The sequence below is a fragment of the Anaeromassilibacillus sp. An250 genome, assembly GCF_002159845.1.
Lineage (GTDB): Bacteria > Bacillota > Clostridia > Oscillospirales > Acutalibacteraceae > Anaeromassilibacillus > Anaeromassilibacillus stercoravium.
Window position 1 is genome coordinate 21,525 of record NZ_NFJK01000016.1, and the last position, 11,081, is coordinate 32,605.

General features: G+C 49.3%; 12 protein-coding genes. 11 read left to right on the forward strand and 1 reads right to left on the reverse strand.

Annotated elements, in window-relative coordinates:
• The first annotated feature begins 108 nt into the window (after positions 1–108).
• The 8 genes from B5F54_RS13120 (at position 109) to B5F54_RS13155 (ending at position 8,383) form a co-directional block, all read left to right on the forward strand.
• Complete coding sequence (locus B5F54_RS13120; protein ID WP_442856130.1) at positions 109–732, forward strand: CatB-related O-acetyltransferase; 624 nt, start codon at positions 109–111, stop codon at positions 730–732.
• 340 nt (positions 733–1,072) lie between these two features.
• Entirely contained in the window at positions 1,073–2,083 is a 1,011-nt protein-coding gene (locus B5F54_RS13125; RefSeq protein ID WP_172749736.1) for an LCP family protein, read from the forward strand.
• Between the two features lie 483 nt (positions 2,084–2,566).
• Positions 2,567–3,067: an HD domain-containing protein gene (locus tag B5F54_RS13130; protein WP_172749737.1), complete on the forward strand. Its 501-nt coding sequence runs from the start codon at positions 2,567–2,569 to the stop codon at positions 3,065–3,067.
• A 95-nt stretch (positions 3,068–3,162) separates the two neighbouring features.
• Entirely contained in the window at positions 3,163–3,582 is a 420-nt protein-coding gene (locus B5F54_RS13135) for a cupin domain-containing protein (protein ID WP_087234710.1), read from the forward strand.
• 250 nt (positions 3,583–3,832) lie between these two features.
• Positions 3,833–4,264: a MarR family winged helix-turn-helix transcriptional regulator gene (locus B5F54_RS13140; protein WP_237966879.1), complete on the forward strand. Its 432-nt coding sequence runs from the start codon at positions 3,833–3,835 to the stop codon at positions 4,262–4,264.
• Positions 4,261–4,932 (forward strand): YczE/YyaS/YitT family protein, encoded by a 672-nt coding sequence (locus B5F54_RS13145; RefSeq protein WP_087234712.1) that lies wholly within the window; start codon positions 4,261–4,263, stop codon positions 4,930–4,932. Before B5F54_RS13140 ends, B5F54_RS13145 begins: the two co-directional genes overlap by 4 nt.
• Before the next feature lie 315 nt (positions 4,933–5,247).
• Positions 5,248–7,896 carry a translation factor GTPase family protein gene (locus B5F54_RS13150; protein WP_087234713.1) on the forward strand — a complete coding sequence of 883 codons (2,649 nt, stop codon included), beginning with the start codon at positions 5,248–5,250 and terminating at the stop codon, positions 7,894–7,896.
• Between the two features lie 256 nt (positions 7,897–8,152).
• Positions 8,153–8,383: a helix-turn-helix domain-containing protein gene (locus B5F54_RS13155; protein WP_087234714.1), complete on the forward strand. Its 231-nt coding sequence runs from the start codon at positions 8,153–8,155 to the stop codon at positions 8,381–8,383.
• A gap of 330 nt (positions 8,384–8,713) precedes the next feature.
• Here B5F54_RS13155 and B5F54_RS13165 read toward each other — a convergent pair whose 3' ends face one another.
• Positions 8,714–9,178 carry a TspO/MBR family protein gene (locus B5F54_RS13165; RefSeq protein ID WP_087234716.1) on the reverse strand — a complete coding sequence of 155 codons (465 nt, stop codon included), beginning with the start codon at positions 9,176–9,178 and terminating at the stop codon, positions 8,714–8,716.
• Between the two features lie 84 nt (positions 9,179–9,262).
• On the opposite strand from B5F54_RS13165, the gene B5F54_RS13170 reads away from it, so the two are divergent.
• The 3 genes from B5F54_RS13170 (at position 9,263) to B5F54_RS13180 (ending at position 11,066) form a co-directional block, all read left to right on the forward strand.
• Positions 9,263–9,814, forward strand: coding sequence for a hypothetical protein (locus B5F54_RS13170; protein ID WP_087234717.1), 552 nt, complete (start codon positions 9,263–9,265; stop codon positions 9,812–9,814).
• Positions 9,815–9,881: 67 nt separating this feature from the next.
• Entirely contained in the window at positions 9,882–10,679 is a 798-nt protein-coding gene (locus tag B5F54_RS13175) for an N-acetylmuramoyl-L-alanine amidase (RefSeq protein ID WP_172749738.1), read from the forward strand.
• 99 nt (positions 10,680–10,778) lie between these two features.
• Complete coding sequence (locus tag B5F54_RS13180; protein ID WP_140400387.1) at positions 10,779–11,066, forward strand: hypothetical protein; 288 nt, start codon at positions 10,779–10,781, stop codon at positions 11,064–11,066.
• Positions 11,067–11,081: the final 15 nt, after the last annotated feature.

Consider the following 11,081-nt stretch of genomic DNA (forward strand, 5'->3'; position numbering starts at 1 on the left):
CCATTGTATTGCCCGAAATGCAAATAGGAGACTTTAGTGAATGCCAAAAGTCAATCGATCTGTTATTCATATGAGTAACTTAATTTTTAAGGAGGATAGAAAATTATGATGGACAAGCAAAAAATTTATCCTCGGTCACAAGATCGAGAAACCGTATATTTAAAAAATGTTATTACTGATCCCAGCATTAGCGTAGGTGACTATACCATGTATAACGATTTTGTAAAGGATCCTGTTGATTTCCAAAAGAATAATGTTCTTTACCATTATCCTATTAACCATGATCGGCTGATTATCGGCAAATTTTGCTCCATCGCCTGCGGTGCCCGTTTCTTATTCAATAGCGCCAACCATAGCATGGCTTCGCTCGCAACTTATCCTTTTCCCATTTTCTTTGAGGAATGGGGACTTGATGTCAGCCGTATAACCAGGGCATGGGATAACAAAGGGGACATTGTTATTGGCAATGATGTATGGATTGGATATGAAGCCGTAGTTTTCGCTGGAGTTACCATAGGGGATGGCGCCATTATTGGGACCAGGGCGGTTGTAACAAAAGATGTCCCGCCTTATACCATTGTGGGCGGTGTGCCAGCTAAACCTATCCGAAAGCGCTTTTCTAACGAAATAATCACAGCGCTGTTGGCAACTCGATGGTGGGACTGGCCAGAAGAAAAAATTGCTGGTCATCTTGCGGCAATCCAGTCGGGCCGTATCGATCAAATTAAGTAACTGTTGAAAAGAGCCAGACGCATAGCAATCCCAACAAACCCATATGCGAGAGATTACCGCCTTTATATGGGGATGATCAATTGATCTGCCTGAAAGTATGGACTGGAGGAAAACAGATGCAAGGAAGACTTGGAAAAAAGCACCAGAGGAATTCCGGCTTTAAACCGGGGAGAATAAGGATAACCGAAAAATGCCAAAAGGGTATAGGGAAATCGATGGTAACCTATTTCTTTAGTTGGATAACACGCAGGAGCAGATCGGTACTCCCCTGCATGGGATGAACGCGATGCGTAGCAGAAAACATGCTGTTCTGCGGAGCTTAAGAGAAAAGGAGGAGCATATGGCCGCCTGGAAGAAAGCCGCTGTGACCGTCGGAGGGATACTCCTAGTTTTGCTAATCGTATTTGGTGCAGGGATACTGGTTGCCAAGCACTATCTCAATAAGATCAACCGGGTGGACGAATCCACTGTTTCCACGATCTCTCCAGAGGATGAGGACTTCGAAGTGGATGAATTGCCGCCGGAAACAACCAACTCAGGAGTAGAACGCCCGATGGATTCTAATGAGATTCTATGGGCCCCTGTAGAACCATTAAAGGATGAACAACTCATCAATCTCATGCTTGTTGGACAGGATCGCAGAAAGGGCGAGGGCCGCCAGCGGTCGGACACAATGATCTTGTGCAGCATTAACCCAAAGACGAACCAAGTTTCTTTGATTTCCTTCATGCGCGATTTGTATGTCCAGATACCAGGCGGGTACTCCGACAACCGCTTGAATGCGGCCTATTATTTTGGGGGGTTCCCACTCCTAGATGATGCGATGTTCAAGAATTTCGGCATTACCATTGATGGGAATATCGAAGTAGATTTTGAGCGGTTTGTAAAGGTGATCGATGTTTTAGGAGGTGTGGACATTGTTTTGACTGCGGAAGAGGCAAACTATCTTGGAAAGGGAACCTTTGCCGGGAAAAATCATTTGGATGGGGAAATGGCTTTGGAATATGCCCGCATCCGGGCCATAGACAATGATTTTTACCGGACGGCGCGGCAGCGGGCCATTTTGGAAGCGGCCTTTAAGAAAATGAAAGACTTAGGTTTATCCGAGATCACAGCTCTTCTGAATGCGATGCTGCCGTCTTTAACCACGGATCTATCAGATGGGCAAATTCTCGCCTTGATGGGCACGCTTTTCCCAGGCTTGCGTTCCATGGAGATCCAATCATACCGGGTCCCTGCCGATCAAACCTATTACGATGCGATGATCCGTGGGATGGCCGTCCTGGTGCCGGATCTGGAGCGTATCCAGGAACTGCTGCGGACAGAATACCTTCCATTGCGCACCTATTAAAGGGATATCCCTACAATAAAAGGCAGAAATGCCCCAAGCGGCTCTCTTTTGCGAGGCGCGTTGGGGATTTTGCGTATGGAATTCGAATATGCATGTCTCCCATGCGTTCCGTTGGGATACTTTTGGCCTGTGAGGACGGCTGAATGGGAACTTGATCCGCATGCTGGCCAGTGGTACGATAAAATAGATAGAAGAAAACATTTCAACCGGCATGCGACTGGTTTTAGAAGAAACGCCCATGAAGTCTCTGAGAGTAGGGGGCAACAAGGCCGGTCGCAACATGTGGACACCACTATGGGTACAAAATAGGAGGTACATCTGCTTCTGGGTATAGGATATGCAGCCCCACCTACTGCTGCTTTTTTCATATGAAGATCTTTTTCTGTAAAGGGATTGCGGCGGAAAACCGTTCTGGGGATGTGCGGTTCCTCTCTCCCCAAATAGATGAAATCCATGTGCTTGGGTTGGAGGAGGTGGAGAAAGATGAAAAAACCTGAAACAAAACTTCTGCTGGATGCTTTGCTCTATGAGGAGGGCCATCCGCGGAGGACCCAACATATCTTAAAAGTTTACGCTTTAGCCAAGCTCTTGGGAGAGTGTTCTGGGTTAGGGGAAGAAGAACGGCAGATCTTACAGGCTGCGGCGATTCTTCATGATATCCCGATTAAGTATTGCAAAGAGCGGTATAAAGGAGATGCTTGCCAAGCAAACCAGCAAAAAGAAGCGCCAGGTCTGGTTCGGGATTTCTTGCAACAAGCTGGTTATCCGCCCGATTATCTGCCGCGCGTCCTGGAGTTGGTTGTCAACCACCACTGTTATACAGGGCCACATTCCCAGTTGCTCCAACTTTTGATCGAAGCGGATCTCATTGTCAATGCTTACGAGGAACCTCTTTCCGAGGAGGAACGTGTATATGTCCGAAGCCTCTTTCATAGCGATGCCGGGAAAGAGCTGTTCCTTTTACAGGATCAAAGGAAAACGTGAAGAAAAGGAAGGTTGAAGGGCGGTATGGAAAAGCCTTGACTTTGAGTTTACTCTAAGTTGTATACTAGGGTTAAGAATTTCGATTGGAGGTATGGATGTTGAACAAAGAAGAGATGAAAAGAGCATTAGGGCCGGCTTCCGTATTTGAGATTGGAGGGATCAACTCGTTTGGTCAGTATTTTGATGGAACCAGCTATTTGCAGATGTTGACTACAACGGGCGTGAGTGTGGGAAATGTGGTCTTTGAACCGGGCTGCCGGAATCACTGGCACCGGCATGTCCATGGGGGCCAGATCCTTTTGTGCACGGGAGGCCGGGGCTATTATCAGGAATGGGGAAAACCTGCACGGGAATTGTTACCGGGAGATGTCGTCCAAATCGGGGAAGAAAAACACTGGCACGGGGCAGCTCCAAACAGCTGGTTTTCCCATTTGGCAATCGATGTGCCGGGAGAAGGTTCCAAAACGGAGTGGCTAGAGCCAGTTGATCCGGAAGAATATAACAAACTTCCGTAAATCCATACATATATAATCTCCAATAAGAGGAATGGCTTCGTTTTTCGCTGCATATTTTTGTGGGTAAAGCACATTGAAAGGCTGGGAGAATTCGCCAGCCTTCCAATGTGTTTTTGTTTAATGGGAACAAAACAATAGGCAACGTATGTTTTATATGGCCCCTAACCTAAAATTCCAAAAGGATCTTGCAATATCGATTGCATGAATTTATACTATTATATAGTTTGAATTAAAACTATATGGAGATGAAATGATGCTAGATAGAGAATTGCATGTTTTGCTGCGGAAGGGATTCTACTATAGTAACCGGGCTATTTTACAACAGATTTTGGCTTTGGGTCTTTTCCCTGGGCAGCCAAAGATTTTGGAGTTTTTGCTGGAAAAGGACGGGGCGATGGCGAAGGAGATCGGGGAAGGATGTGTCATCGACAAATCCACTATCGCTAATTTGCTCGTCCGTATGGAACGGCAAAATTTGGTTTATCGGAAGGGACATCCATCCGATAAGCGTGCATCCCATATCTATTTGACAGAGCAGGGAAGGGCACTGGCCAAGCAGGTGAAAGCCATTTGTATAGATGTTGATACGAAGGCATTTCGAGGAATTCCACCGGACGAGCAACAGCAGTTTTTACATACCTTACGCTTATTGATTACAAATTTAGAGGAGGAGTCTGAATGAAAAAGTGGATTTATCGTTATGTGTTTTTTATTTTAGGTGTTGCGATCAATTCGTTTGGCATTGCATTTGTCACAAAAAGCGCTATGGGGACCTCCCAGATTTCCAGCATCCCTTATGTCTTTAGCTTAGAGTTCCCATCCATCAGTTTTGGAATGTGGACTTTCTTATTTAATATCCTTTTTATTTTGTTGCAGGTTGTCCTCTTGAAGAAGGATTTCCATCCAATCCAGTTCTTTCAGATCTTAGTGAATGTGCTGTTCAGTGGGTTGATCGATTTAAGCATGAGCGCACTTTCCTTTTTCCAGCCAGAGGCATTGTGGCTCCGTATCCTGAGCCTGTTGTTTGGATGTTTGATTTTGGCACTGGGGATCTGTATCGAAGTGGCGCCAGACGTACTTGTAGTCCCTGGGGAAGGAATCGTTCGCGCGCTTGCCCAAACAACAAAAATTAAATTTGGGACAGTTAAGGTTTATTTTGATGTTACATTGATTGTGATTGCTGGAATCCTCTCTTTGCTGTTTTTCCAAAAATTCAATGGAGTCGGAATTGGAACGGTGGTGTCCGCAATCGTGGTTGGACGGTTTGTCAATTGGATCAACCTTCATTTTAAGTCCATCCAAAAGATCCATGCACTCGCAGAATCGGATAGTATGCTTGGAGAAATGTAGTAGAGGGATTCCAGCTGGTTTAGAGCCATAAGGAATCTCCTCGTAGCCTTTGTCTTTCACAGGGGCTGCGCATTCCATCGGGGAGAAAAATGTGTTATAATTACTGCACTGACCTCACATTGCGGGCAAAGTTCGGTTTTGCGAAACGTCTCACCGGTTCCTGCGGTTGGAGGAGTATGTTGCAGAGTCCGCCAGGCGGTTTTGTCCAGGAATCCGATCAAAAGTGCATTCGCATGAATGCGGAGATATCGGCAAAATCTTTGGACGGCTTGCACGGGGAATATCCAAAGAAAATGATATTGGAGAAAGCAATCTATGAAAAAATTGGCCGTTGGGATCCTGGCACACGTAGACGCGGGGAAGACCACCCTTTCAGAGGGAATGCTTTACCGCTGCGGATGCCTCAAAAAACTTGGACGGGTGGATCATCAGGATGCCTTCCTGGACACCGATACCTTAGAACGTGAGCGCGGCATCACTATTTTTTCCAAGCAGGCGATCTTGCCCTTGGGCAAATGGGAGATTACACTGTTGGACACGCCCGGACACGTGGACTTTTCCAGCGAGATGGAGCGGACGTTGCAGGTGCTGGACTATGCGATTCTAGTCATCAGCGGGACGGATGGCGTCCAAGGCCATACGTTGACGCTCTGGCATCTGCTCAAGCGGTATCGGATTCCAACGTTCCTGTTTGTCAATAAAATGGATCTTCCTGGCGCAGATCGTGCTACTCTGTTGGGCGAGCTTCAGGCACGTCTTGACGGCGGTTGCGTGGATTTCAGCGCGGAGAGCGGGGCGGATTTTTTGGAAAGCGTTGCTATGTGCGATGAGGATACGCTCAACCGTTACTTAGAGCGCGGGGAAGTGACAGAGAGTGAAATTGCCGGGTTAATCTTAAAGCGTAAGCTGTTCCCGTGCTTTTTCGGTTCTGCACTGAAGTTGGATGGTGTGGACGCCTTCTTACATGGGTTGGAGCAATATGCGCGCTGCCCAACCTACCCGGAGGCGTTTGGCGCAAAAATCTACAAAATCGCTTGGGATCCACAGGGGAATCGCCTCACCTATTTAAAGGTGACAGGTGGAAGCCTCAAGGTCCGTGCGTTGTTGAGCAACCGCAGGGCCGACCTGCCGGAGGAAAAGGTCTGGGAGGAGAAGGTCAACCAGATTCGCATCTATTCGGGCGCAAAATATCAGGCGGTGGATGAAGCGCTCGCTGGGGCCGTCTGTGCGGTGACAGGCTTAAGCAAGACCTATCCCGGTGAAGGGTTGGGCATGGAAGCGTCCTCGGAGCCGCCCGTCCTTGAGCCGGTGTTAACGTATCAAGTGCTATTGCCTTATGGGTATGACCCCCACACCGCTATGCAGAAATTGAGCCAGTTAGAGGAGGAAGATCCACAGCTTCATATTGTTTGGAACGGGCAGCTTCGGGAGATTCATATCCAGCTTATGGGCGCAGTACAGATGGAGGTTTTGCAGCGGATTATCCGGGAACGCTTTGGCTTGGATGTGGCCTTTGGCGCGGGAAATATTGTTTACCGGGAAACCATAACTGCTCCGGTAGAGGGTGTGGGCCATTACGAACCGCTGCGCCATTATGCGGAGGTCCATTTATTATTGGAGCCAGGAGCGCGGGGGAGCGGTTTGCAATTTGGCACAGCGTGTAGCGAGGATGTTCTGGATCGCAACTGGCAGCGCTTAATTCTCACGCATCTGGAGGAACGGGTCCACAGGGGCGTGCTCACCGGTTCCCCCATCACGGATATGAAGATCACATTGGTGGCTGGACGCGCGCATGAGAAGCACACGGAGGGAGGCGATTTCCGGCAGGCAACATATCGTGCGGTGCGGCAGGGCTTGATGTGTGCAGAGAGTGTCCTTTTAGAACCGTGGTACAATTTCCGCTTGGAACTGCCCGCCGAATATGTGGGGCGTGCGATGTCGGATGTACAACGCATGGCCGGGACGATCTCTCCTCCGGAAACGCTGGGAAATGATGCAGTGCTGACTGGCTCTGCGCCGGTAGCGAATATGCGGGATTATGCAGCGGAGGTTGCCGCATATACCCGCGGGCAGGGACGTCTGTTTTGCACGCTGAAAGGGTATGAGGTATGCCACAATCAGGAAGATGTTGTGGAGGCGGTCGGCTACAACAGCGAACAGGATCTAGATAACCCTGCCGATTCGGTATTTTGCAGCCATGGGGCAGGATTTGTGGTGAAGTGGGATCAGGTGCGGGATCACATGCATCTGGAGGGCCTTGATCTGGAAGCGCCCGGGCAAGCTGTAGAAGAAGGCGCGGCCGCTTCCCCGCGGGCGGTGGTGTATTCCGGCGGCTTGGAACAGGACAAAGAACTGCAAGCGATCTTTGAGCGCACATATGGGGAGATTAAGCCCAAGGCGATCCGGCCACGTTCAGAGCGCGAAGCGGCGGGCGCCGGCGAGCTCTGGCCGGTGCCACCGCGGGACAACCGGCCGGAATTTTTGCTGGTGGACGGATATAATATCATTTTTGCTTGGGAGGAACTCAAAGAGCTTGCCAAGAACAATATCGACGCAGCCCGTCAGGTGTTGATGGATCTGCTCAGCAATTACCAAGGCTTTCATAAATGCGAGGTAATTTTGGTCTTCGATGCCTACAAGGTGCCGGGCGGGGTGGGCGAGGTGAGCCGTTATCACAATATCTATGTGGTATACACCAAGGAGGCCGAAACCGCGGATGCTTACATCGAAAAGACCACTTATGAGATTGCGAAGAAGTACCGTGTCCGGGTGGCCACCTCCGATGCAGCCGAACAGCTCATTATTCTGGGGCACGGTGCATTGCGTGTTTCAGCACGGGCCTTCCAAGAGGAAATCGGTTTTACGAACCGGCAGATTCGGGAAATATTGGCGGAGAATAACCGCCATCGCCGCACGTTGACGGTTAAGGCAGCCATGGATAAAGCAATGGAAAAGAAGGAATAATTAAAATTGGGAATTGGGTCCTGTAAAAACGGGGCCTAATTTTTTTACATGAAATAGAACAAATTTTCGATATAGGCTTGCAAATGGCGAACAAATGTACTATACTATAGATATATTAAAAAGATGTTTTTGCAAAATCGTAACAGAACAAACGCTTCAACTGAATAGAGCAAGTGGTAGACAAACGGCAAACAAAAGCATGTAACTCGATTTTTTTAGCACAAGCCATTCGATCAATATCTTGGAGGGATGTAAGATGGTTCAGAAGAACAATCTGATTGGCAAACGAATGAAATTGGCGCGAATCGCGCAAAGAATGAAACGGCAAGATGTCTTGGAAAAGATACGGGAAAATGGCATAGAGCTCTACCCGACAGGATTTTCCAATATGGAGCGGCAGACGCGGCATGTGCTCGATTTTGAGCTGGGGCCGCTGGCGGATGCGCTCCATGTGTCCGTGGATTGGCTATTGGGAAGGAAACCGTGATTTGGGGACTGGCAATCATTCCACTAACCGGGGGATGGCTTTATTTGCTCACGGGGCCTGCCTGAAATACGGGTTGGAAGGGGTGCCCTTCGGGGAGACGGCATCTGGATCGAAATACGGCATAAGCTCTGTTTTTAGCCGGAAGGACGGAAGCGCCGCCTACTGCCCAGAGGGTTATCGGTTGACAGCAAGGGCAAATATCCATGATCAATCCCTTTTAGGAAAAAGGAGCGGGGGAATGATGGAACAAAAGATGTGGGATCGTCCGCCATAGAAATCCTAAGACGCATTTGTACCAGGATGCTTTTGGGGCTGTACAAACGAAACGGTTTAGTTGAGCAGGGCGACAAATAGGCTGAGATACCCCGCAAAGGTCACCCAGAGGAGATAGGGGATTTGGAGCATTGCCGCTGGGAATGAGACCTTCATGAACGCGATGATCATGGCGATAATCAGCACCCACAACAAAAGTAGCCATAGAAAAGCAAACCAATAGGCTTGCAGGCAGAAAAATAGAATTGACCAGACAAAATTCACAGCCAGTTGGATGCCATAGAGCCGCAGGGCAGGCTTTTTGTCCTCGGAATCAGTGATCCAAACCAGGTATGCAGAAAGACCCATTAGGACAAAAAGGATCGTCCAAACAACGCCGAACAGCCAGCCGGGAGGGGAGAGCGGCGGCCGGTTGAGCGATTGGTAGAGTTCCATGGAATTCATCGTAGAAAGCGCAGACAGCCCAGCCACACCCAAGCTGATAGCGAACTGAATGAGAAGCGGTTTCCACCGGATTTTCATAATATCAACTCCTTTAACGGTATTGTATGAAAAAAGCGGTGAAATCATGTGCCTCATAAAAGAATGAAAGGGGAGGATTGATCATTGAAAACAGATGAGAAACAAGCTTTTTTGGAGCGTTACCTCTATCTGGACCAAAAGATTGACCGCTTGTGTGACATACAAACCACCTGGCGGGCCTGCGCCGTGCGGATTCCAGGGATGGCAGTCCAAGCATTGCGCCATTATCGCGCCACGGAGATGGAAATCAACCGGAAAATTGACGAGCTTCTCACCATCAAGCAGGAGCTATTGGATGTGATCCGGACAACACCGGGCCAGCAGTCCCAGGAACTCCTGAAACGGCGCTATCTGTGCAGAGAGACCTGGGAGGAAATTGCAGAGCATTTGCATCTTTCTTTACAGGAAACGGTTCGCCTGCACAAGAAGGTCCTTGACGGAATCCGTGTGCCGGAGAAACAAGAGCAAGCGCGAATGCGTCAAATCAAAGAACAAAAGTTTGCCTCAGGGGGTGAGGAAGATATTCGAAGAGAGCATCGCACAGTATCAAGCGGAGATTGCCGCAGTGAATGCCCGTCTCGCGGTGTGCAGAGAGGAAGACGGATACACTATGCAGCTGCGCCAAATACGCAGTGATTTATATATGCAGCTGATTGCTGCGTTACATGCGGCGAAACGCTATCAAGTACAGGGAGGAACATGCATGACGATTCAACAACATCCAAGCCCGAACTACGGGAGCCGGTACGGTTGGAAGCCGGACCGGATTGTCAACCACATCACCGCGGGGAGCACAGCGGCGGGAGCACTCGCCGCGCTGTGCGACCCTAAAAGAGAAGCTTCGGCCCATTTCGTCATCGACAAAGATGGCGCGATTTACCAATTGGTGGCACTCGACCGTGCGGCATGGGCCAACGGTACCAGCATAAGCCCGTCGGATAGCCGATACTACGGCCATTCCACCCTTGCGGTGGTGCGAAACCGGTGTACCAATGCCAATTATTATACCATTAGCATCGAACATGTCTGCGTAAGCGGAGGAGCCTTGACTCCGGAACAGCTTACAGCAAGTATCGAACTGCACCGGTACATCATTACGGAGGTCAAACGCCTTTATGGAGTCACCATCCCAGCGACGCGGGAATATATTGTAGGGCATAGCGAAATCAATCCGAAAACAAAACCGGACTGTCCTGGTGAGCGGTTCCCGTTCGATGCCATCTTAGAAGGGCTTCAGCAAAAGGAGGTGCAAAGCGATACCAGTGGAACCATACAGATCAAACGCGGCGGTTACTATACGGCAAAATTTTCTGGAACCAATGCAACAAAACTCCAGGTGACCGCAGGGACGGGAGATGTGGTGACCATCGTACCGATCAACCGCGGGGAGGACAAGCTGGCAGCAATTGTACCGATTGGCAAACCAGGGGATATGGCGGGCATCTACACCACCTCGCCTGGAGGACGTCCGGTCAAACGGTTTGTCGCCCAGATTGTCTAAATAAAAAGGAAACACGAGGAGGATGAGGGCCACAATATTCAGTAGAGGTTCGCGTAATATTTATTGGAATGTTTTGGGGAGGAGAGGTATTTCGTGGATATGAACAGCTTTTTAAGTTGGGGGACATTGGGAACCTTTGCGGGCGCAACCGCATGTACAGGCCTATTTACCCAATTGCTAAAGAGCATTATTAAAAAGGTGCCGACGCAATGGCTTAGTTTCCTGATCGCGTTGGTGCTGCTGGCGGTTACAACCGCGGCCACAGGGGGGTGGATGCAGCCTTGGACCGTCTGGGCGTTGGTGCCGCTCAATGCGCTCCTGGTGAGCTTAGCAAGCAATGGAGCGGTGGACGCCATGCGTGCGATGAAGGGGAATAAGACATCCTGAAGTAGGAAAATAAGG